Annotated in this window: 22 protein-coding genes; 14 read left to right on the forward strand and 8 right to left on the reverse strand. The window is 66.5% G+C overall.

Annotation, left to right across the window (positions count from 1 at the left end; genetic code table 11):
* The first annotated feature begins 10 nt into the window (after nt 1–10).
* Nucleotides 11–1519, forward strand: coding sequence for a glutamate--cysteine ligase (locus tag IDF66_RS07465; protein ID WP_190266377.1), 1509 nt, complete (start codon nt 11–13; stop codon nt 1517–1519).
* 44 nt (nt 1520–1563) lie between these two features.
* Here IDF66_RS07465 and IDF66_RS07470 read toward each other — a convergent pair whose 3' ends face one another.
* From IDF66_RS07470 to IDF66_RS07485, 4 genes are all read right to left on the reverse strand, one after another.
* Nucleotides 1564–2085: a DoxX family protein gene (locus tag IDF66_RS07470; RefSeq protein ID WP_164307267.1), complete on the reverse strand. Its 522-nt coding sequence runs from the start codon at nt 2083–2085 to the stop codon at nt 1564–1566.
* Between the two features lie 142 nt (nt 2086–2227).
* Nucleotides 2228–3130: an NAD(P)-dependent oxidoreductase gene (locus IDF66_RS07475; protein ID WP_190266378.1), complete on the reverse strand. Its 903-nt coding sequence runs from the start codon at nt 3128–3130 to the stop codon at nt 2228–2230.
* Nucleotides 3123–3566, reverse strand: a complete 444-nt coding sequence (locus tag IDF66_RS07480; protein ID WP_387999269.1) for a carboxymuconolactone decarboxylase family protein — start codon at nt 3564–3566, stop codon at nt 3123–3125. Before IDF66_RS07480 ends, IDF66_RS07475 begins: the two co-directional genes overlap by 8 nt.
* Before the next feature lie 23 nt (nt 3567–3589).
* Entirely contained in the window at nt 3590–4306 is a 717-nt protein-coding gene (locus IDF66_RS07485) for an enoyl-CoA hydratase/isomerase family protein (RefSeq protein ID WP_190266379.1), read from the reverse strand.
* A 123-nt stretch (nt 4307–4429) separates the two neighbouring features.
* Here IDF66_RS07485 and IDF66_RS07490 point away from each other — a divergent pair, with 123 nt between their 5' ends.
* From IDF66_RS07490 to IDF66_RS07500, 3 genes are read left to right on the forward strand one after another with little or no spacing between them, the layout of a single operon-like run.
* Nucleotides 4430–5977: an AMP-binding protein gene (locus IDF66_RS07490; protein ID WP_190266380.1), complete on the forward strand. Its 1548-nt coding sequence runs from the start codon at nt 4430–4432 to the stop codon at nt 5975–5977.
* A 31-nt stretch (nt 5978–6008) separates the two neighbouring features.
* Nucleotides 6009–7190 carry an amidohydrolase family protein gene (locus IDF66_RS07495; RefSeq protein WP_164307271.1) on the forward strand — a complete coding sequence of 394 codons (1182 nt, stop codon included), beginning with the start codon at nt 6009–6011 and terminating at the stop codon, nt 7188–7190.
* A complete protein-coding gene (locus tag IDF66_RS07500; RefSeq protein ID WP_190266381.1) occupies nt 7187–8617 on the forward strand; it encodes a FadD3 family acyl-CoA ligase in 1431 nt (476 codons plus the stop codon). Before IDF66_RS07495 ends, IDF66_RS07500 begins: the two co-directional genes overlap by 4 nt.
* Before the next feature lie 224 nt (nt 8618–8841).
* Here the strand turns inward: IDF66_RS07500 and IDF66_RS07505 are convergent, their stop codons facing one another.
* Genes IDF66_RS07505 through IDF66_RS07520 form a run of 4 tightly spaced genes read right to left on the reverse strand, consistent with a single transcriptional unit; the run spans nt 8842 to nt 13876 of the window.
* The gene (locus tag IDF66_RS07505) at nt 8842–9999 is read right to left on the reverse strand and encodes a thiolase C-terminal domain-containing protein (protein WP_164307273.1); all 1158 of its coding nucleotides are present in this window, start codon (nt 9997–9999) and stop codon (nt 8842–8844) included.
* Nucleotides 9996–11168 (reverse strand): OB-fold domain-containing protein, encoded by a 1173-nt coding sequence (locus IDF66_RS07510; protein WP_190266382.1) that lies wholly within the window; start codon nt 11166–11168, stop codon nt 9996–9998. Before IDF66_RS07510 ends, IDF66_RS07505 begins: the two co-directional genes overlap by 4 nt.
* A gap of 12 nt (nt 11169–11180) precedes the next feature.
* Complete coding sequence (locus IDF66_RS07515) at nt 11181–12386, reverse strand: CaiB/BaiF CoA transferase family protein (RefSeq protein WP_190266383.1); 1206 nt, start codon at nt 12384–12386, stop codon at nt 11181–11183.
* Nucleotides 12383–13876, reverse strand: a complete 1494-nt coding sequence (locus IDF66_RS07520; protein WP_190266384.1) for an aldehyde dehydrogenase family protein — start codon at nt 13874–13876, stop codon at nt 12383–12385. The genes IDF66_RS07515 and IDF66_RS07520 overlap by 4 nt, the downstream gene beginning before the upstream one ends.
* Before the next feature lie 232 nt (nt 13877–14108).
* Here IDF66_RS07520 and IDF66_RS07525 point away from each other — a divergent pair, with 232 nt between their 5' ends.
* The 10 genes from IDF66_RS07525 (at nt 14109) to IDF66_RS07570 (ending at nt 23072) form a co-directional block, all read left to right on the forward strand.
* Nucleotides 14109–14915 (forward strand): TauD/TfdA dioxygenase family protein, encoded by an 807-nt coding sequence (locus IDF66_RS07525; RefSeq protein ID WP_164307277.1) that lies wholly within the window; start codon nt 14109–14111, stop codon nt 14913–14915.
* On the forward strand, nt 14912–15616 hold the full coding sequence (locus IDF66_RS07530; RefSeq protein WP_190266385.1) for an SDR family NAD(P)-dependent oxidoreductase: 705 nt from the start codon (nt 14912–14914) through the stop codon (nt 15614–15616). Before IDF66_RS07525 ends, IDF66_RS07530 begins: the two co-directional genes overlap by 4 nt.
* 85 nt (nt 15617–15701) lie before the next feature.
* Nucleotides 15702–16562: a mycofactocin-coupled SDR family oxidoreductase gene (locus IDF66_RS07535; RefSeq protein ID WP_164307279.1), complete on the forward strand. Its 861-nt coding sequence runs from the start codon at nt 15702–15704 to the stop codon at nt 16560–16562.
* 59 nt (nt 16563–16621) lie between these two features.
* Nucleotides 16622–16837 carry a ferredoxin gene (locus IDF66_RS07540; protein ID WP_164307280.1) on the forward strand — a complete coding sequence of 72 codons (216 nt, stop codon included), beginning with the start codon at nt 16622–16624 and terminating at the stop codon, nt 16835–16837.
* A gap of 27 nt (nt 16838–16864) precedes the next feature.
* Complete coding sequence (locus IDF66_RS07545) at nt 16865–18229, forward strand: cytochrome P450 (RefSeq protein ID WP_190266386.1); 1365 nt, start codon at nt 16865–16867, stop codon at nt 18227–18229.
* 5 nt (nt 18230–18234) lie between these two features.
* Nucleotides 18235–19896 (forward strand): thiolase C-terminal domain-containing protein, encoded by a 1662-nt coding sequence (locus tag IDF66_RS07550; RefSeq protein WP_190266387.1) that lies wholly within the window; start codon nt 18235–18237, stop codon nt 19894–19896.
* Nucleotides 19893–20801, forward strand: coding sequence for an alpha/beta hydrolase (locus IDF66_RS07555; RefSeq protein WP_317628623.1), 909 nt, complete (start codon nt 19893–19895; stop codon nt 20799–20801). Before IDF66_RS07550 ends, IDF66_RS07555 begins: the two co-directional genes overlap by 4 nt.
* 27 nt (nt 20802–20828) lie before the next feature.
* Entirely contained in the window at nt 20829–21647 is an 819-nt protein-coding gene (locus IDF66_RS07560) for an NAD(P)-dependent oxidoreductase (protein ID WP_190266388.1), read from the forward strand.
* Nucleotides 21644–22450, forward strand: coding sequence for an NAD(P)-dependent oxidoreductase (locus tag IDF66_RS07565; RefSeq protein WP_190266389.1), 807 nt, complete (start codon nt 21644–21646; stop codon nt 22448–22450). The genes IDF66_RS07560 and IDF66_RS07565 overlap by 4 nt, the downstream gene beginning before the upstream one ends.
* Nucleotide 22451: 1 nt before the next feature.
* Nucleotides 22452–23072 carry a TetR/AcrR family transcriptional regulator gene (locus tag IDF66_RS07570; protein ID WP_164307286.1) on the forward strand — a complete coding sequence of 207 codons (621 nt, stop codon included), beginning with the start codon at nt 22452–22454 and terminating at the stop codon, nt 23070–23072.
* Nucleotides 23073–23076 lie beyond the last annotated feature (4 nt).

Below are 23076 nucleotides of genomic sequence, written 5' to 3' on the forward strand. Positions count from 1 at the left end.
CCATTGAGCGATGGGAACCGACGTCTCGAAACGTGAGTTCACCGGCGAGGACCGCGTCCGGTTCCGCAGGCAGGTGAGTCGCGGTACCGAGGCGATCGCACGCATGCTTGCCGAGGGCCTGTTCACCGATCACGGTCGGCCGCCGGAGCCGTTGCTGGGCATGGAGGTGGAACTCAATCTCGTCGACGACGACATGAATCCGGCGATGGCCAACGCCACGGTCCTCGACGCCATCGCCGATCCCGACTACCAGACCGAGCTCGGCCAGTTCAACATCGAGATCAACGTCTCCCCGCGCCCCTTCGTCACCGACGACACCATCTCCCTCGAGCAGGCGCTGCGCACCTCGCTCAATCGCGCGGAGAAGCGGGCCGCGCAGACCGACAACCATCTCGTGATGATCGGTATGCTCCCGACCCTCAACGCCGAACATTTTGCTCACCAATGGATTTCGGCCAATCCCCGATACGACCTGCTCAACGAGCAGATCTTCGACGCCCGCGGCGAGGCGATCGAGATCGACATCAGCGGGATTCCGCTGGGCGACGGGCACCACACCGATCGTCTCCACACCACGACCGACTCGATCCTCCCCGAGGCGGCCTGCACATCGTTGCAGTTGCATCTGCGGGTTGCCCCCGAAGACTTTGCCGCGCATTGGAATGCGGCGCAGAGCATCTCCGGGGTACAGGTGGCACTGGCGGGCAATTCGCCGTTCCTGGCAGGCGCCGCGCTCTGGCACGAGAGCCGCATCCCGGTGTTCGAGCAGGCGACCGACACCCGGCCCCTGGAGCTGAAGAATCAAGGTGTCCGGCCGCGGGTCTGGTTCGGCGAGCGATGGATCAACACGATCTTCGACCTCTTCGAGGAGAACACCCGATACTTCCCGGCGCTGCTCCCCGTCTCCACCGATGTCGATCCGCTGGCCGAACTCGACGAGGGAAAGACCCCGTCACTCGACGAGCTCCGCCTCCACAACGGCACCGTGTACCGCTGGAACCGGCCGGTGTACGACGTGGTCGACGGGCACGCCCACCTGCGCGTGGAGAACCGCGTCCTACCCGCCGGGCCGACGGTCGTCGACACCATGGCCAACTCGGCGTTCTACTACGGCCTGGTCCGCGGCCTCGTCGAGTCCGACCGCCCGCTGTGGTCGCAGATGTCCTTCAACGCCGCCGCGGAGAACCTGCAGTCGGGCGCTCGCGCAGGCCTCGAGGCGCAGTTGTACTGGCCGAATGTCGGGTGGGTGCGTCCGGACGAACTCACCCTGCGACGGCTGCTCCCCCTCGCCGACGACGGCCTGCGTTCCTACGGCGTCTCGTCCAAGGCACGCTCGCGCTACCTGTCGGTCATCGAAGGGCGCTGCATCAACCGGCAGACCGGTTCGGCATGGCAGCGGCGCGCGGTCCTGGCCCGCGAGGCTGCCGGCGAGGACCGCGACGCGGCCCTGCACGGCATGCTCGGCGACTACGTCACGCTGATGCACGAGGGCGAACCCGTGCACACCTGGCCGGTCTGAGCACCCGGCCCCAGGGGCACGACGACGCCCGCCCGGGGTACCGGTCAGGCAGATGCCTTCGGAGGCCGGTGGAAGGCGGCCAGCTGTGCGGCGGCGGCACCGAGACCGAGCCCGGCGGCGAGCGCGGCAGCGCGGTTGCCGGTGAGCTTGCTGTCGAGCCCGAGTGCACGGTCGACGCTCCACTTGCCCGGCCCCAGGGCGGCGAGCGCGATGGCGGCCACCGACAGATTGGCGACGTACTCCCATCCTTCGGAGGTGATGAAGAAACCGTTGGGAAGGTGCACCGAACGAGCAGCGACGGCCATCGTGCCGACAACGGCCGACGCGGCCACCGGTGTACCGGCGCCTGCGACGATGGCGGCGCCCGCCCCGACCTCGACCACTGCGGACGCCTGGGCCTGCAGCTTGGGTTGCTTGAACCCGATGGAACCGAACCAGCCTGCGGTGCCGTCGAGGCTGCGACCGTGTTTGACGCCGTGGGCGATCATCGTTCCGCCGATGGCCGCACGCATCAGCAATTGCACAGCGGTGTTGTCGGGCGACGGTCTGGTGAACAGGCGGGTCATCTTCTCGTGCACCTCGTGTGAGTCGGTGGGAACAATTCGGTCTGCAGCAACATTGCCGCCTCGGAAGTTTCCGTGCAAGCCCACGAAATCACCGGGCAGGCAAGGTGATCTGACAACGCGTGGCCTCGACCAGTGGATACGGTCAACGGAGTTCGACCCCCGCGGCCTGTTCGAGGACTCGGACGATCTCGGTCTGATCGGCGCCCGGTCCGACCGCCTCGGTCGCCGATGCCCATGCCCGACCCAGCGCGGACCCGATGTCGAGGTCCACGCCGCAGTCGCGTGCGAGGTCGAGCGCGATGCCGACGTCCTTGTTCATCAGCGACGCCGTGAATCCCGAGTCGAAACCGCGGTTCAGCACGAACGTCCCGAACTTGGCCTCGGTGGCCTGATTGCGACCGCTACCCGCGTTGAGCACCGACAGCAGTGTCGCGGGGTCGATGCCGAATTTCGTCCCGACGACGAGCACTTCGGCGGCCGCGAACAGTCCCACCGCCGACAGCAGGTTGTTGAGCGCCTTGGCGGCATGCGCTGATCCGGTCGGACCCACATGGATGATCTCGCGCGCGGTTGCCGCCAGCAGGGGCCGCACCGTCTCGACCGGCCCGTCGTCCCCGCCGACCATCACCGCCAGATCCGCGACGACTGCACGGGCCACCCCACCACTGACCGGAGCGTCGACGACGGCGACGTCCGCCACAGCGGCCGCATCCCCGAGTGCACGGGTGCGGGCCGGGACACTGGAACTCATGTCGACGATGATCGACCCGGGCGCCAGGCGGTGGAGCAGTCCGTTCGCGCCGAGAACCACCTCGTCGACCACATCACTCGTGGGCAACGAGAGGACCACCACGTCGCAGTCCGCGGGATCGCCAGGTGCCACCCGATCGGGATGTGCGGCGAGGAATTGCCGAACCGCGGAGGGCACGGCGTCGGCGACGATCAGCGGCTGCCCCGCCGCCACGAAGTTGGCGGCGATCGGCGACCCCATGGCGCCGAGGCCGATCATGCCGACGCGCCGCTCCGGGATCGGGATGTCAGCCATGGCTTCCCTCTCGTGATGCGTCGGTGTCGGGACGCTCTCCCAGTTCGCGGATCAGGACGTCTTGCGCGACCCGCATCGCTGCGATGCCCGCCGGTACGCCGCAATACGCGGTGGCATGGATGATCGCCTCGACGACCTCGTCACGGGTCAGGCCGTTGCCCAGCCCCGCGCGCACGTGAACGGCGAGCTCCGCATGATGATTGAGGGCGACCAGCATGCCGATCGTCATCAGGCTCCGGCTCCGCCGGTCGAGACCGGGGCGCGTCCAGACCGAGCCCCACACCGACTCCGTGACGAACCGTTGCAACGGCTCGCCGTCGGAACCGACGTTGCGGGCCAGCGATTCGGCCACGTAGTCGGCGCCGACCACCTCGGATCGGACATCAAGGCCCGCCTCATAGAGGGCACGATGCGCTGCCGCCACCGGGTCGTCGATGTGCACCGTCGGATCCTGCTCGATCACTTGGCGCGCTTGAGAACCCGGTCGGCCGCCGCCCAGTGCTCGTCGGCCACCCACAGGTGCGCGAACTCCTCGACGGCCTCGCCCGGCTCGACGCCGCGGATGACCTTCTTGATCGCGGTGGCGGGCGCCGTCGCGAGCGATTGCGCAATGGTTCGCCAACCGTCGTCGAACCGGGATCGTTCGATGACCTGATCGACCAGCCCAACCCTCATCGCTTCCTCCGCGGACAACTTTCGCCCCGATCCGGCGAGCAACAGGGCCTGCGACGGGCCGACCAGGGTGGTGAGCCGTTCAGCCCCTCCCCACGCCGGCATGATCGCCAGACTCGACTGATTGAAGCCGATCGTGATGTCGTCGGCCGCGAGCCGGATGTCCGCGGCCACCGCGACCTCGGCGCCACCACCCAGGGCGTGCCCATTCAGCGCGGCCACCACCGGCCCCGGGAAAGCGCTGATGCGATCGCATATCCGCCGCATCCGCCAGGCCATCGCCCGGGCCTCGTCCAGGGTCCGGAGCTTCGCGAGTTCCTTGAGGTCGCCGCCGGATACGAAGACACGGTCGCCGCCGCCGGTGATCGCGAGCGCCCGCGCACCGGCCGCCGCGTCGATCGCCTCGTCGAGCTCGTCCATCGTCGACGGCGCTATCGCGTTCCGCGCCTCCGGCCGATCGATCGTGATCACGGCCAGGCCGTCGACCGTCTCCATCTTCACCATAACCGCTCGCTCTCCGGAAGTGAGATTGCTATTCTCGTTCAAAGAGAACATTATCACCATCGAATCCGGGGTCGACGGCAGTTCTGCCGGGACAGCGGCTCCGGCCGAGCGCATGGGGGCTTCATGACCAGGCAGGTACCGACCGAGCTCGCCGAGAAGTACGTCGCCAACGGGTGGTGGACGGACGAGACCCTCGGCGACCTGCTCAGGGACGGTCTGGCGGCATCCCCCGATGCCCGCTTCCTGGTGCACTCGGCAACCCGCCCCTGGTCGGGGACCTTTCGCGACGTCGAGATCGTGGCGCGACGGCTGGCGGCCGGATTGCGCAGGCGGGGTGTGGGACCCGGCGATGTCGTCGCATTCCAGCTGCCGAACTCGATGGAGGCCGCTGCGGTGTTCTGGGCGTCGGCCTTTCTCGGTGCGGCGGTCGTGCCGATCGTGCATTTCTATGGACGCAAAGAGGTTTCCTACATTCTCGGCGAGGTGACACCGAAGGTCTTCATCACGCCCATGAGTTTCGGGCGGATCACCTATGACCTGTCCGTGTGCGCCGACGTCCCGATCGTCGGGGTGATCGACAAGGACTTCACCGACCTCCTCGACGACGAGCCGCTGGCAGGCGTCCTCCCGGTGGATCCGTCCACCTGCGCACTCATCGCGTTCACCTCCGGCACCACGACCAACCCCAAAGGTGTTCTGCACAGCCATCGCTCACTGGTCCACGAGACGCGCCAGCTCTCCGCGATGTACCCCGATGACCGTGGCCGACAGCTCACCGCGGCACCGGTCGGGCATTTCATCGGAATGATCAACGCCTTCCTCATCCCGGTCCTCGACGGCACCGACGTCAATCTCGCCGACGTCTGGGATCCCGGCGATGCCTTGCGTCTAATGCGGGCCGAGAACGTCACAGTGGGCGGCGGCGCGACGTACTACATGACGAGCCTGATAGATCACCCCGACTTCACCGAATCCGATGTGCCCCACATGAAGTACGCGGGCCTCGGCGGATCGTCTGTTCCGGCGGCGATCACCACACGGCTGGCCGCACTCGGCATCACGGTGTTCCGTTCCTACGGCAGCACCGAGCACCCGTCGATCACCGGTTCGCACCCCAGCGCCGCGGAGGACAAGCGCCTCTACACCGACGGTCGGCCACTGCCCGGGGTCGAGATCCGGCTCGGCGAGGACGGCGAGATCCTCAGCCGCGGACCGGATCTCTGCATGGGATACACCGACGCGGACCTCACTGCCCACATGTTCGACGACGACGGCTGGTATCACACCGGGGACATCGGCGTCCTCGACGAGGACGGCTACCTCAGCATCACCGACCGCAAATCCGACATCATCATCCGCGGTGGCGAGAACATCAGCGCCCTCGAGGTCGAGGATGCCCTGCTCGGGATGGACGTCGTGGCCGACGCCGCCGTAGTCGCGGTTCCCGACGACCGGCTCGGCGAACGCGCCGCCGCCGTCGTGCGAGTCCATCCCGATCGAGGCTCCCCCACCATCGAGGACCTCCGCGTCCACCTGGCCGCGGTCGGTCTGGCCAAGCAGAAATGGCCCGAAGAGGTCCACGTGGTCGACGACTTCCCCCGCACCGCCAGCGGCAAGGTGCAGAAATTCCGAATCCGCACGGCATTGCACGATGCACGTTCAGGAGAATAGTATTCTCGAAAGTAGCAAAGGAGAGTTTCACATGTCACCGAGCCAGCTGCCTTACCCGCTGTTCGACGCGGACAACCATCTGTACGAGACCAAGGAGGCGCTCACCAAGTTCCTGCCAGACAAGTACAAGAAGGCCATCCAGTACGTCGAGGTCGAGGGCCGCACCAAGATCGCCATCCGTGGCCAGATCAGCGAGTACATCCCCAACCCGACCTTCGACGTGGTCGCACGGCCGGGTGCCATGGAGGATTACTTCAAGAACGGCAATCCCGAGGGAAAGAGCAAGCGGGAGATCTTCGGTAAGCCGATCAAGGCGATCCCCGCCTTCCGCGAGCCCGCACCGCGGCTCGAGCTGATGGACGAACTCAAGATCGACCGCACCCTGATGTTCCCGACGCTGGCGAGCCTCGTCGAGGAGCGCATGCGCGACAATCCGGAACTGATCCACGCGGTTGTCCACTCCCTCAACCAGTGGCTCTACGAGACATGGTCGTTCAACTACAAGGAGCGCATTTTCACCGTCCCGGTGATCAGCCTCCCGATTGTCGACAAGGCGATCGAGGAACTCGAATGGTGCGTCGAGCGTGGCGCCAAGGCGATCCTGGTCCGGCCCGCACCGGTGCCCGGTTTCAAGGGTCTGCGGTCGTTCGCACTGCCGGAGTTCGACCCGTTCTGGAAGCGGGTCGTCGAACTCGACGTGCTCGTCACCCAGCACTCGTCCGACAGCGGTTACGCCCGCTACAACCAGGATTGGGAGGGCAGCGGCGAGGAGATGCTCCCCTTCGTGACGAACGCCTTCCGCATGGTCAGCGAATGGCGCCCGATCCAGGACGCCGTCTCCTCCTGGGTGTGCCATGGTGCGCTGCTGCGCTTCCCGGAGCTGCGGATCGCCGTGATCGAGAACGGTGCCAGCTGGCTGCCGCACGTGCTGCAGACACTGACCGACGTGTACAAGAAGGCTCCCGAGGGCTTCGGCATGCAGGACCCGGTGGCCGCCATCAAGAAGAGCATCCACGTCAGCCCGTTCTGGGAGGAGGACTTCAGCAAGCTGACCGCGCTGATCGGCGCCGAGCGCGTGCTGTTCGGTTCGGACTACCCGCATCCGGAAGGCCTTGCCGAGCCCACCACCTACATCAGCCACATCGAGCACCTTCCGTTCGAGGACCAGAAGCTCGTGATGGGTGGCAACATGGCGCGGCTCCTGAAGGTATGACCTGGAAGACCATCCCCGAGATGGTCCTGTCGTCGGCCGACCGCTTCGGCGATGCCGAAGCGGTCGTCGACGGGTCCCTGCGGCTCACATTCCGCGAAGTGGTTCATCGAATCCGCTGTGCAGCCGGATCATTTGCCGACATCGGAATCCACAAGGGCGACCGGGTCGCGATCTGGGCTCCCAACTCGGCCGAGTGGATCATCGCCGTCTTCGGGCTCCTGACGGCGGGCGGGACATTGGTCCCGGTCAACACCCGCTACAAGCGCGACGAGGCCGCCGACATCATCACGCGCAGTGGAGCGAAGGCCGTGCTGGTCCAGAAGGATTTCCTCGGAATCGACTTCGAGGTGCCGGCCGGCGTGTCGGTCATCGACATCAAGAGCGACTTCCTCTCCAGTGGAACGCCTTTCACGGCTTCTATCGGTCCGTCAGACATCGCCGACATCATGTACACCTCCGGCACCACGGGTCGCCCCAAGGGTGTCATGATGAATCACGAACAGGTGCTGCGACTGTTCTCGGAATGGTGCGATCTGGCCGATCTCCGTGAAGGTGACCGATACCTGATCGTCAATCCGTTCTTCCACATGTTCGGTTACAAGGCGGGAATCGTCGCCTCCTTCATCCGTGGCGCGACGATCCACCCCGTGCCCGTCCTCGACGTCGGACGGGTCCTCGACCTGATCGAGACCGAGAAGATCACCATGCTCCCGGGCCCGCCGACCCTGTATCAATCCTTGCTCTCGGCGAACGACGGTTCACGGGATCTCTCGTCATTACGCGCCGCGGTGACCGGATCCGCCGACATACCGGTCGATCTCATCCGCCGAATCCACAACGAGCTCCCGTTCGAGACGATCATGACGGGTTACGGACTCACTGAGGCCGGCACCGTGACGGCATCCAGATCCGGCGACGCCTTCGATCAGATCGCGACGACCGTCGGAACGCCCTGCGCTGACATCGAGATCCGCGTCGCAGACGACAGCGAGGTGCTCATCCGCGGCTACAACGTGATGCAGGGCTACCTCGACGACCCGGATGCGACCGCCGAAGCCATCGACGTCGACGGGTGGTTGCACACCGGCGATCTCGGCGAGATCGTCGAGGGGGGGAGATTGCGGATCGTCGGGCGCAAGAAGGACATGTTCATCGTCGGCGGCTTCAACGCGTACCCCGCCGAGATCGAGAGCTACCTACTCGAACATCCCGCGGTCGACCAGGTCGCGGTGATCGGGGTTCCCGACGAGCGCCTGGGCCAGGTGGGCAAGGCGTTCGTGGTCGCGGCCGCCCCGGTCACCGAGGGCCAGCTCGTCGAGTGGAGTCGCACACGGATGGCGGGCTTCAAGGCACCGCGCACGATCACCTTCGTCGATCGGTTACCCGTCAATGCCACCGGAAAGGTGATGAAGAGCGAGCTCCGCTGAGCACCACCTCTCGAATGGTCTCGATACGCCACTCACTCCGTTCGCGACTACTCGACCGGCGAGACCCCACCCGCCAGACGACCACTCGACCGGCAAGAACCCCACCCGCCGGACGACCACCCGACCAGCAAGAACCCCACCCGCCGGGCGGCTACTCCCGCCGATCGAGTAGGCACCGAGCCGCCAGGCGAGGCGCCGTATCGAGATCACCGGGGACCGAGGCGTCACGCCGGACCACGCAGGATCGTCACCGCCGCGACAGATGTCGGGCCACCGACGTTGTGCGCCAAACCTATCCGCGCGCCGTCGACCTGATTCACCGCCGAGCCCCGGAGTTGTTCGAACAGCTCCACACACTGGCCGATGCCGGTCGCACCCGGTGGATGCCCTTTGGACTTCAGACCCCCACTGGTGTTCACCGGAAGGGAGCCCCCGATCGTCGTGTCGCCCGCTTCGAGGAGCTTGTATCCCTCGAACCGGTTGGCGAAGCCCAGATCCTCATAGCTGATGAGCTCGATGCCGGTGAAGAAGTCATGGACCTCGGCGACGTCGACGTCGGCCGGGGTCACTCCGGCCATGGCGAACGCCCGCTGCGCGGCCCGCACCGTTGCGGGGAAGGTCGTCAGGTCGGTCTTGTGCTGGTGCATCATCGAATCCAGCCCGAGGCCCACCCCGGCCACCCACACGGGGCGGCTGGTGTAGCGGTCGGCGATGTCTTCGGATACCAGGATCATCGCGGCGGCGCCGTCGCTCAGCGGTGCGCAATCGTAGACACTGAACGGTTCGACCACGGTGGGCGCCGACAACGCTTGCTCTGCGGTGATCTCGAACTGCAGCCTGGCCTTGGGATTGTTGGCGCCGTGCCGATGGTTCTTGACCGCGACCATCGCCAGATGTTCGCGGGTGGCAGGCGATTCGTGAAAGTACCGGTTGACGTGCAGTGCGACGCCGGCCGGGGCGACGAGGCCCAGTGGATACTCCCACGCCATGTCGCGGGAGATCGCCTCCCACTCCCAGACCACGTTCTTCGACGCGGTCTCGCGCAGCTTGTCGGCGCCGGCGACCAGCGCCACGTCCACCGCACCAGACCCGATGGCGTACACCGCGTTGCGGATCGCGTCGTTGCCGGTGGCACAAGAGTTCTCCACCCGGGTCACCGGGATCCCCTCGATGCCGAGGGAATCGGCCACGATGCCCGATGCGAAACCATCAGTCGCACCCACCGCTCCGAACCACGCGGCCTCGATGTCGTGCTTGTCGATCCCCTTGTCCACCGACGCAACGCAATCCGCGAACGCCATCGGGACGAGATCCTTGACACCGAGCGCGAAATGCTCCGCGAACGGTGTCATTCCGGCCCCGACGACCGCGACGCGCCTCATGCTGCCACCTCTTCGGGTTCGAAGGCGTATCCGTAGTCGGGCACGCCGGATCGGATGGCCAGACGACGCAGAACGAGCCGTCCCCGATCTCCGATACCCACGAGTCCCACGTGGGCACCGGCCACCTTCACCAGCGCGCGGACACCCACGTCGTCGAGCTCGACGAGGACGAGGGAGTAGGGCGATGGCAGGCCCGGCACCGGAACGTGCACGGTCGCCTCGGAGTACACCACGCCTGCGCGCGGCAGCGGGACGAGTTCGTAGTCGGTGCGCAGGGCCCCGTCGGCACCCACGTGATAGCGCGGCGGAAAGTCGAGTGTCTCACTGTCGGCGAACTTCCCGGCCTCCCACCGCACCTTGGCCTCGAAGGCCCGCTCGTACGCGGCCAGCGAGATGCGTAGTTCGTCATCGGAGGCGACCGGTTCCTCCGATTTCGAACGTGGCGGCTGCTCGCGCCGAGAGACCATGACCTCGGCGGCGGTCACCGAGATCCCGGACAGACTCGCCTGTTCGACAGCGACGAGACTGCCCGACACCTGCTGCTCGGCCATCGCGGCCAGCGCGAACAGACCCGAGCTGGCACCGAGCGTCGGGACTTCCGCATCGACCTCGGCAAGCCGCGCGGCCGCCTTGCGGTCGACCCCGGCCACCACCGTCGGCTTCTCCAGCCACGACGCCGCCAACGACGCGACCAGCCCGCGGTCGTGCAGCAATCGCGGGTCACCGTAGTCGTGGACGGCCCCCGTGGTGTTACGGGTACGCACCGGCAGGCTGCGCGCCACCCGTGCGCTGGTCCGGACATTCAGACCACGATCGGCGGTCAACACCGCTGCGGCACCGGCAGGTTCGAGATCGACACCGATCACCAGCGTGCGTGAGCGGGCCGAGCTCAGCGCATCCAGCGTCGCCGGTGCACCACCGAGACGCTCGGTCACCTCGAGTTCCGGGTCCAGGTCGAGGCCTGCCAACAGGACCGCCGCGTTGCTGCTGTCCGTGAGCGGAAGGTCTCGGCTGACCAGCACCACCGATTCCACCGAAGCACCACCGCTCAGTGCGGCCCGTCCGGCCTCCACAGCCAGTGTGATGGCGTCCTCGTCGTCACCGGCGACGCGGTGGTCGACAACACCCCAACACGGGAGATAGGTTCCGATGGAGGTGATGTTCGGCATCGTCTGCTCCCGTCAGGTGACCGCGCCCGCGGTCTTCAATTCGATGATGCGGTCCCAGTCCATCCCGAGTTCCTGGAGGATGTCGTCGGTGTCCTCGGCGAATCCTGGCGCGGCCGTGACCGACGACGCCTCGACGTCGAACTGGACGGGGTTGCCCACCAGTTCGAGGTCACCCGCGTTCACGATGTAGTCGTTGGCACGGATCTGCGGGTCGTCACCGACCTGCCGCGAATCCTGCACCGGGGCCCACGGCCCCGCGAGGGTCGCAAATCGTTCCGTCCAGTCTGCGAGAGTGCGCTCGGCGATGATCTCCCGCAGGATCGCCACTGCTTCGGACGTGTTCTCCGCCAACAGTTCTGCGCTGGTGAACCGCGGGTCCTCGGCGAGCTCCGGATGCTCGACGTGTTTGCACACGTCGGGCCAGAACTTCGCGGCCTGCAGCATGACGAAGGAGATGTAGCGGTTGTCCGCCGTCTTGTAGAGTCCCGACAGCGGATTGGTCGGCGACCCATGGCCGCCTTGCGCCGGAGCCTCCATCGGCTTGTCGAGGTGCAGTGAGAGCGCCACGGTGTGACCCATCGACCACAGTCCGCTGCCCAGCAGAGAGACGTCGACCACCGACGGCTCTCCGGTCCGTTCCCGCTTGAGTAGCGCGGCCGCGATGCCGCCGGCGAGATTGGTCCCCGAGATCGTGTCGCCGAACGCCGGACCCGGCGGGCTGATGAGGCCCTCGGTGTCGGGCGGCGTCAGGGTCGCCGCGATGCCGCCGCGCGACCAGAAGGCGGTCATGTCGTAGCCGCCCTTGTCGGACTCGGCACCCCTCGGGCCGAGCGCACTGCCCCGCGCATAGACGATCGACGGGTTCACCGCGCGGATGTCGTCGACGTCGATCCCGAACCGCGTGCGCGGACCGGGCAGAAAACTGGTCAGGAACACGTCGGCCTTGCGCACCAGTTCGTAGAGCACCTCGCGCCCCTCCGGACGTGACATGTCGATCCCGATGCTGCGCTTGCCCCGATTGGCATGCTCGACATTGGGATTGGGGTCGCCCTCGACGCGAAACGTGCCGGTCTGGCGCAGGCCGCGTTGCGGGTCACCGGTCACCGCGTGCTCGACCTTGATGACCTCGGCCCCCCATTCACGCAGAACCGCGCCTGCCGACGGCACGAACCCGTACATCGCGACCTCGAGGATGGTGAAACCCTCCAGCGGCCTCACGCTTCCACCGCCTCGGCGAAGGCCTTGATCTCGGTGAACTCGTGCAGACCTGCGACGCCCATCTCCCGGCCGATGCCGGATTCCTTGTACCCGCCGAACGGCACGTCGGCAGAGAAGTAGTTGCCGCCGTTGATGCTGAACGTGCCCGTCCGGATCGCGCGGCCGACCGCCGCACCGCGGGCCGAGTCGGTGGTGAGAACGCCGCCCGACAACCCGTACCGCGAGTTGTTGGCGATCGCGATGGCGTGTTCGTCGCCGTCGTGCGGGATCATCGCCAGTACCGGCCCGAAGACCTCTTCCTGCGCGATCTCGCTGTCGGGGTCGACGCCGGCGAGCAGTGTCGGCGCATAGAAGAAGCCGGGATCGATGCGCTGTCCGCCGCGTACCAACCGGGCGCCTGCCTCGACCGCACGCTGGACCAGGCCGTCGACCTTGTCGCGCTGTCGCTCGCTGATCAATGGGCCCATGTAGGTCTTGTCATCGGTCGGGTCTCCGACGGTCACGTGGTCGAGCATCGCCCCGACCATCTCCGCGAGCTGATCGTGCTTGTCGCGCGGCACGATCAGCCGGGTGGTCAATGCGCAGCCCTGGCCCGCGTGGCTGCAGATCGTGAACGCCGCGAACTGGGCCGCCTTCATCAGATCCGCGTCGTCGAGGACGATGAGCGCCGATTTACCGCCCAGTTCGAGGAATACACGCTTCAACGAGCCCGCCGCATCGGCCATGATCTGCTTGCCGACCGGTGTCGACCCGGTGAACGTGACGACGTCCACGTCGGGATGGGCCACCATCGTCTGTCCCACCTCGACCTTCGACGACGTGATGATGTTGACGACGCCTGCCGGGATGTCGGTGTGTTCGGCGATGATCTCGCCCAGCGCGAGCGTCACCAGCGGCGTGTCCGGAGCGCCCTTCAGCACGACGGTGCATCCGGCCGCCAACGACGGCGCGAGCTTCGCCAGGGCCAATTGGTTCGGGTAGTTGTAGGCGATGATGGCGGCCACCACGCCCGCGGGTTCACGTTCGGTCCACCGACGGTGCTGCTGACCCCGGATCTCGATCTCACCGAGATCCTCGGTGAAGGAGTGGTTCTCGAGGAGATCGGCGTAGTAGCGGACGATCTCGATCGGCGCATCGAGCTGATTGCCCTTCGTGAGCATCTTGGTGGCGCCGACCTCGGCGATCGTCAGATCACGCAGTTCCTCGGCATGGGCGAGCAGAGCCTTGTGCAACTGATCGAGGCACCGCGCGCGGAGCGTGACGTCGGTCGCCCACCCGGACTTCTCGAACGCGGTACGAGCCGCGGCGATCGCCGCCGTCGCCTCGTCCACGCCGGCGTCCGGCGCCGAGCCCAGCACTTCCCCGGTCGCCGGGTTGATCGTCTCGAAGGTCGTCGCCGACGTGACGAGCTGTCCGTCGATCAGCAGTCGCTTCTGGATACTGCCGGAAACCTGACTCGCATCGACCGCACTCGAGCCGCTGGTCGTCATCGTGTCCTGGGCCACCACACGCCCTCCCACTCCCTTGTTGAAAATGTCATTCTCGTATATGACTAACGTCACATTCGCATAGAATCACCGAGGACGCAAGGTCGCGAGGTGACCGAACGCTCCATCGCCGCCGAGGCCCCGAGTCGGCGTCCGGCGCCGGTCGAACCACTCGAACACTTGCCGATTACTGATTTCCGAGAGTACCGTTCTCACCCATGGAAGGGAGATTCTTGTGATCGAGACCTCAGCCCTCACCCCTGCGATGGGTGTCAAAGTGTCCGGAATCGACGACCTACGCGATCCCGCGGTGATCGGTCGTTGCCTGGAAGCCTTGAAATGGCGCGGTGTCCTGCTCATCCGCGGCCTACATCTCGACGACCCGGCCCAGGTCGAGTTCAGCAAACAGCTCGGTCCGGTGCTCGCGCCCGCCGGCAAAGAGGTGTTCGTGGTGTCGCTCGACCCGGCGAAGTCCCGGTCGGCCGAATACCTCAAGGGCACGTTCCACTGGCATATCGACGACACCACCAACGACGTGCCGGCCAAGGCGACCATGCTGACCGCACGCCACGTCGCCATGGTCGGCGGCGGCACGGAGTTCGCGAGCACCTATGCCGCCTACGAGAACCTGCCCGAGCAGGACCGCAAGCGCTACGACGGGCTACGCGTGGTGCACACCTTCGAGGCATCGCAGCGGCTGGTGCACCCCGATCCGACCGACGAGCAGCTCGCCGCCTGGCGCACCCTGCCCTCGCACGAGAGTGCGCTCGTGTGGCAGCGCCGCGACGGCCGCCGGTCACTCGTCATCGGTGCGACCGCCGACCACATCGTCGGGATGCGCCCCGAGGAGAGCCGTGAACTGCTGGACGAACTGCTCGCCTGGTCGACTCAGGAGCGCTTCTCCTACGTCCACGAGTGGGAGAAGGACGACGTGGTGATCTGGGACAACACCGGGATGCTGCATCGCGCATTGCCGTATGACCCGTCCTCGGAACGGACCATGCACCGGACGACCATCGCCGGAGACGAGGCGTGGTCGTGAAGAACGCTGTCGTCACCGGCGGCGGCTCCGGCATCGGACTGGCGGTCGCCGAACGCCTCCGCAGCCAGGGCTATCACGTCGCCACCATCGACCTGAGACCCACCGACGAGTCGTCCGCCGAGGCCGCCGACGTCACCGACCGCGAGCAGGTCGACGCCGCCATGGCCAAGATCCGCGAAACCCTGGGCCCGATCACCATTCTGGTCAATGCCGCAGGCGTCGACGGATTCAAGCGCTTCGCAAAACTCGACTTCGCGGAGTGGCAGAAGGTCATCGACGTCAACCTCAACGGTGTCTTCCACTGCACCCAGGCGGTCCTGCCGGACATGGTCGACGCCGGCTGGGGGCGCATCGTCAACATCTCGTCGTCGAGCGCCCATTCGGGTCAGCCGTACATGACGCACTATGTCGCCGCCAAGTCCGCCGTGAACGGACTGACCAAGGCGCTGGCCCTCGAACTCGGCCCGCAGGGCATCACCGTCAACGCGGTGCCGCCCGGCTTCATCGACACCCCGATGCTGCGAAATGCCGAAGGGCACAAGCGACTCGGCGGAACGGTCGACGACCACATCGAGCGGACACCGGTACGGCGGGTGGGCCGTCCGGAGGACATCGCCGCCGCCTGCGCCTTCCTCATCTCCGATGAGGCCGGCTACATCACCGGACAGATCCTCGGCGTCAACGGGGGCCGGAACACCTGATCACTCCGGCTCCGGAGCCGACCGGGAGCCGACCACAGACCGCCGCGGATCGCGTAGAACGTGGCACCACAGAAGGAGATTCGACATGGGACGCGTTCAGGACAAGGTTGCCTTCATCACCGGAGCCGCACGTGGGCAGGGCCGCAGCCACGCGGTGCGTCTGGCCGAAGAGGGCGCCGACATCATTGCCGTCGACCTCTGCAAGGACATCGACACCATCGGATATCCGATGGCCACTCCAGAAGACCTCGAGGAGACCGCACGTCTCGTCGAGAAGGAGGGGCGACGGGTCGTCGCAGTCCAGGCCGACGTCCGCGAGGCCTCACAACTGCGCACCGCCCTCGAACGCGGTATCAACGAGCTGGGCAAGCTCGACATCGTCGTGGCGCAGGCAGGCGTGGCCGGGATGAAGGGCGAACCGGCCACCCAGGCATGGTGCGACGTGGTGGACACCAACCTGATCGGCACGATGAACGCGGTGCAGGTAGCACTCCCCCACCTGAGCGATGGCGCATCGATCATCGCCACCGGATCGATCGCGGCGCTCATGGACATCAGCAAGACCGACGTCCCCGGCAAGGATCTGGGCGGCGTCGCCTACGTCTTCTCGAAAAGAGCTCTCTCCCAGTACATCCACGAACTGGCCACTCACCTCGCACCCCAAGGTATCCGCGCAAACGTCATCCATCCCACCAACTGCAACACCGACATGCTGCAGAGCGAGCCGATGTACCGGTCCTTCCGCCCCGATCTGGAGAACCCCACCCGCGAAGACGCGACGCCTGCGTTCTATGTGCAGCAGGCGATGAAGACACCGTGGATCGAACCGTCCGACATCAGCAACACCGTGCTCTACCTCGCCTCCGAGGAGGCCCGCTACGTGACCGGTATGCAGATGCGCGTCGACGCAGGCGGCTACCTCAAGTGGTACGACTTCAAGATCTGATCACCTCCGCATGACCCACAGCCCAGCAACATCTTTCATCCACCGATAGGAGGACGATCGTGAAGGTTCACATCGACGGCGACCGCTGCCAGGGACACACCCTCTGCGCCATGATCGCTCCGGAGATCTTCGAGCTCAGCGACATCGACGGCCACGCCTCGCCGGTCTCCGAGGACGTACCGGACGGATTCGAGGACAAGGTCCGTGAGGCCTCGCGATCCTGTCCGGAACAAGCGATATCGGTGTCCGAGCGTATCTCCTCGGGCACCGAGTGACCCGACACGACGACAGGAGACGACACGATGAGTCTTGACAGCGTCACCGATGACGACGCGCGAAAGCGGAATCGTTATCCCTTCGAACGCCATTCGACCGAGTATCGGGAGAAGTTCCTCGAGACCACGCAGGAGATGCACGAGAAGTGCCCGGTGGCGTGGAGCGACACCTACGGAGGTCACTGGGTCGCGGCGAGCAGTGAGGCCGTCTTCGAGCTCGCGCGGTGCCCGTATGTGTCCAACGACCATGACGTCCGCAACGAACGGCGTGGCTACAAGGGCATCAGTGTGCCGACGGCCGACCGCGCGGCGGGCGTCCGGGGCGGCATCCTGGAGATGGACGAACCCGAACACAAGTACTTCCGCTCCATCCTCAATCCGTATCTGGCACCAGCTGCAGTGAAACGGTGGATTCCCTTCATCGACAAGGTGATCCACGCGTGCATCGACGAGAAGATAGAGACCGGTCAGATCGATTTCGTCGACGAACTGGCCAATGTGGTACCGGCCGTCCTCACCCTGGCGATGCTCGGCATCCCGGTGGAGAAGTGGACGATCTACAACGAGCCGGTACACGCCGCGGTGTACACACCGCCGGACTCTCCAGACGCGCCCCGAGTCGCGGAATTGCACCGACAGCTCGGGATCGACCTGATCACAAACCTCTTCGAGATCAGGGAGAATCCGCGCCCCGGAATGATCAACGCGGTGGCCAACGCGAGTATCGACGGCGGCGCTCCCGACGACATGGAGTTGCTGGGGATTCTGAGTCTCGTGATCGGCGGCGGCTTCGACACCACGACCGCCCTGACCGCACATTCACTGGAGTGGCTCTCGGAGAACCCCGACGAGCGCGAACGCCTCAGCGCCCACCGCGACGAACTCCTCGACGGCGCCACCGAGGAGTTCCTGCGCTACTTCACCCCCGCCGCAGGCGACGGACGGACCATCGCCGAGGACTTCGAGGCCACCGACGGCACCGATTTCCGCGAGGGCGATCGCCTCTGGCTGTCCTGGGCGATGGCCAACCGTGACACCGAACTCTTCGAGGATCCGAACCACGTCCACCTGGACCGGACCGGCAACCGTCACTTCAGTTTCGGCCTCGGTATCCACCGCTGCATCGGATCGAACGTCGCCCGTACCGTCTTCAAGCGCATGCTCGTCGCGGTGCTCGACCGGATGCCCGACTACCGGTGTGATCCACAGGGCGCGGTGCACTACGACTCGATCGGGGTGATCCAGGGGATGCGTCACCTGCCCGCGACATTCACTCCGGGGCCGCGCACCCACTCGAGCCTCGCCGACACCCTCGTCGAGGTGCAGAAGATGGTGGACGACGAGAATCTCGCCGAACCTCTTGCCCTGTCCCGAGCGCAGCAGAAAGGGTAGGGCGCGTGCCCGAGACCCCTACACGCCCCCTTCCCCAGCTGACCCCGGCCAACGAGTTCTACTGGAAGTCGGGCGCCGACGATCAACTGCGCATCCAGGAGTGCACCGGCTGCCGGGAACTGCTCCATCCGCCGCAGCCGGTGTGCCGCTATTGCCATGGGACCGAGCTCGGCGAACGTGTGGTGTCCGGCCGTGGCATCGTCGCAGGCTTCACCATCAATCAACGGTTCGCGCTGCCCGGTCTGTCGCCGCCCTACGTCGTCGCGCAGGTCGCGTTGGCCGAGGACCCACGAATCCGGCTGACCACCAACATCATCGATTGTGACCCCGAGGACGTCTATCTCGGGATGACCGTCGAGGTCGACTTCCTCGAGATCGGGGACGTCTGGCTACCCCTCTTCCGACCCGTCGGCGATCAACCGTCCGAACCCGCGGAGTTGCCCGACGACGAGATCGACCCCGCCGACTTCGCCCGGTATGTCCGTCCGATGGTCACGACCGACAAATTCGAGGACAAGGTCGCGCTCACCGGGGTCGGGATGTCGCAGATCGGCAGGCGTCTGATGAGACCGCCACTGTCGCTGACGATCGAGGCCTGCCAGGCGGCGGTCGCCGACGCGGGCCTCACCATGGCAGACATCGATGGCATCGCCACCTATCCCGGTGGCGGTAACGTCGGCGGCTTCGGAGAAGGCGGCGTCACCCCGGTGGAGGCAGCCCTCGGGATCCAGCCGACCTGGCACAACGGCGGCATCGAGACCTTCGGTCCGGGAGGCTCGGTCATCGCGGCCATGCTGGCCGTCGCCGGCGGCCTCGCGAGACATGTGTTGTGTTACCGCACGGTGTGGGAATCCACCTACGGTGAGCTCCTGAAGAACGGCACGATCGTCCAACCGTCCGGACGGACATCGAGTTGGATGGTGCCCTTCGGGGCGACCTCCGCTGCCCACACCCTGGCGCAGAACGCGCAGCGCCACTTCCATCGCTACGGGACCACCAAGGAGACCCTCGGCTGGATCGCACTCAACCAGCGCGCCAACGCCGGGCTCAATCCGACAGCGGTGTACCGCGATCCGATGACGATGGACGACTACCTCGGGGCCCGTCCGATCACCACCCCGTTCGGCCTCTACGACTGCGATGTACCTTGCGACGGTGCTGTCGCGGTGATCGTGTCCGCCGTCGAGGCCGCGAACGACCTGGCCCATCCCCCGATCCTCGTCGAGGCCGTCGGTACCCAGATCATCGACCGGATGGATTGGGACCAGAGCACTCTGACCCACGAGCCACAGGTGCTCGGACAGGCCGCACATCTCTGGACCCGCACCTCGCTTCGCCCCGAGGACGTCGACGTCGCCGAACTCTACGACGGATTCACGGTGAACTGCCTGTCCTGGATCGAGGGCCTCGGGTTCTGCGGCATCGGCGAATCCAAGGAATTCCTCGACGGCGGGAAGAACATCTCACTCCAGGGTCAGATCCCGCTCAACACGCACGGCGGGCAGCTCTCCCATGGCCGCACGCACGGCATGGGGCTACTCCACGAGGCCGTCGTGCAGTTGCGCGGTGACGGCGGTGACCGGCAGGTCGCCGATGCACGGGTCGGCGTTGTCAGCAGCGGTGGGCTCACCCCGAGCGGCGTGATGTTGCTCCGGAGCGTGGCGTGACCGCCGAACAATGGCTCGACGACTCCCCGGATGTCGTCCGTTCCGGCGTCGTCGACGTCGACGGCGTGCCGATGTCGGCGCTGATCGCCGAGGCACCCGACCCGCGGGCGGTGATCGTCGCGATCCACGGCGGTGCCACCAAGTCCGCATACTTCGACTGCCCCGGACATCCGGCCGCGTCCCTGCTGCGCGTCGCGAGCGCCGCAGGCTACACGGTCCTCGCCCTCGACCGACCCGGTCACGGGACCTCGAGACCGCATGCCGCCGAGATGGATGCCACGCGACGGGTGGAGCTCACCTATGGTGCGATCACCGGACACCTGACGGGCCTACCGACCGGTGCAGGAGTCTTCGTCTGGGCGCACTCGGTCGGCTGCGAACTCGCCGTCCGTATGGCCGCGGACGAGGCCCGCGCCGCCGAACTGTTGGGGCTCGAGTTGTCCGGGACCGGATTGGCGTATCAGACCGCGGCACAGGAGATCCTCGGGAGCCACGAGCGCAACGCACCGCCGGCCGGAGTGCGAAAGCTCTTGTGGGAACCCGCGGCTCTCTATCCACCCGGCATGCCCGGGGGTTCCGCCCTCGCCTCACCCACTCCCCCGGGCGAGGGAGCGGTGATACGTTCCTGGCCGCGCCGGGACTTTCCGACGCTGGCACCCGCGGTGGCGATACCGGTCCATTTCACTGCGGCCGCGCATGAGCGCATCTGGCGCAAGGACCCCGACGCTCTGCGCGACATCGCGGCACTGTTCACCGGTTCGCCTCGGGTCGTTGTCGACGAGCTGGCGGGCGGCGGCCACAATCTGAGCCTCGGCCACATGGCCCGCGCCTACCATCTCCACGTCCTCTCCTTCGTCGAGAGCTGCGTGGTGGGACGTATGCACCCGGATCTACCGTTCTCCTGACGTCGACCCCGGAAAGGGATGAGAGACATGCGAATCGGATTCATCGGATTGGGCAGCCAAGGTGGCCCGATGGCCCGACGGATCATCGATGCCGGTGAAGAGGTGGCCCTCTGGGGGCGGCGGCCGGAGACCCTGGTCCGGTACGCCGAGACCGGCGCGAAGATCGTCGGCAGCCCGGCCGAGGTCGGTGCCGCGAGCGATATCGTCTGTCTCTGCGTGGTCGCCGATCAGGACGTCCTGGACGTCGCCACCGGCCCCGACGGCGTGCTGTCCGGAATGAGCAATGGCGGGATCATCGTGGTGCACAGCACGGTTCACCCCGACACATGTCAGCGACTCGCCGACACTGCCCGCGACGTCGGGGTGACCGTCGTCGACGCACCGGTCAGTGGCGGCGGGCGGGCCGCCGAGACAGGCGACCTGCTGGTCATGGTCGGCGGCGCCGACGACGACGTGGCGCGGTGCCTGCCGATCTTCGAGATCTACGCGAATCCCGTGGTACATCTGGGGGATCTGGGTAGTGGCCAGACCACCAAACTGCTGAACAACCTGCTCTTCACCGCCAACCTCGCCACCGCCGTCGACACGATCGGGCTCGGAGACGCCCTGGGCGTGGACACCGCACGCCTTGCCGAGGTCATCACCCACGGCACCGCCAACAGTTTCGCTCTCGGACGCGTCGCTTCTGCCGGGGGCACGCTCGACCGGATCGCGATGCACGCGGGCGGACTGCTCCGCAAGGATGTCGGGTTGCTCGAAGGCATTGCCGGGGAACGGCGGAGCCACGGCGAGGCGGTTCTCGCCGCCGCCCACGCGGCCTTGCAGCGGATGGGATCGGAGTCATGACCGAGGTCGCGTGCGTCGGAGTCGGGCGGATGGGTCTGCCCATCGCCGATCGCCTCGTCCGGGCCGGGCACACCGTCACCGCATTCGGCCGCACAGCCGAGACACGTGAACGGCTACACACCAAAGGGGTTCGCGCTCACTCCGACATCGCCGACGTCGCCACGCCGAGCACCGACATCGTGCTGGTCACCGTGCTCACCGATGAGCAGGTGCGCGAGGTGTGTCTCTCCGGCCCACTCGGTTCTCGCCTGTCGCCCGGGTCCACGATCGTGATCCACACCACCGGTAGCCCCACTACCACCGAGGAGATCGCGGAGGTGATGGCGCGCCGCGACATCCGGGTGATCGACGCCGCCGTCAGCGGTGGCCCGCACGACATCGCAGCCGGTGGGCTCACCCTGTTCGTCGGTGGCGACAGCGACACCGTCGATCACCTCCGACCGGTTCTCGGCGCGTATGCCGACCCGATCCTGCATGTCGGCGCGCTCGGCAACGGGCAGCGCGTGAAGCTCGTCAACAACGCCCTGTTCGCAGCACAGATCGGGCTGGTCCGGGCCGGCGTCGGCCTCGGCGCCCGACTCGGCATCGACGAGTCGACCCTCTTGACGGCACTTCCCCATGGCAGCGCCGACAGCCGGGCTCTGGCCGGCATCGCGCGTCGCGGATCGGTCGACTCGTTCGCCGATGCCGTCGGCGAGTTCGTCGGCAAAGACCTCGAGATCGTCCGGTCGGTCGCCGCCGAACTCGGTGGCGATCTCGGCCCGATCGAAGCCCTTCTGACCGAGACCGCACGCTCGATCTGAGATGGCTGAGGTCATCGTGAGTTCGATCTTCTTCCGCTCCGACGACGAGGACGACGGCCCTGCGATCCGAGAGTTGCTGATGGACGCAACCCTGGCGGTGATGCAGTCCGACGGATATCCCGCCGTGACGCCCACGAGGATCGCCGCCACCTCTGGTGTGGCACAGGCCGTGGTGGCGCACCACTTCCCGAGCATGGACGCACTGTTCGTGGCCGTTCTGCAGCGTGACGCCCAGGCGGCCCTCGGGCGATGGCGTCGAGCGCTCACCGACGACGATCCGCTCGGCGCTCTGTGGCTGATCAACAGTGAGAGCCGGACGACCCAGCTGAACGCTGAATTCATGGCCCTGGCCATCCACTGCGAGGCCGTGGCGGTCGAACTGAGGACCTACGCACGCCGAGCACGTGAGATCGAGACGGCCGCTTTCGACATGGTGCTCCGTGCCCGCGGCATCGACGTCCAGAAATATCCCCCGGTGGTCCTGGCGACGATTCTCAGCGGTATCGGCCGGACCATGACCGGCGAGGCGGCGCTCGGCATCACCGGAGCACATGCAGAGACCATGGAGTTCATCGAGCGTTGTCTGCGACAGTTCGAGATCGCCTCGGCCTCGGACAGATAGGCCG

This window comes from Gordonia hankookensis (assembly GCF_014673215.1).
Classification (GTDB): Bacteria; Actinomycetota; Actinomycetes; order Mycobacteriales; family Mycobacteriaceae; genus Gordonia; species Gordonia hankookensis.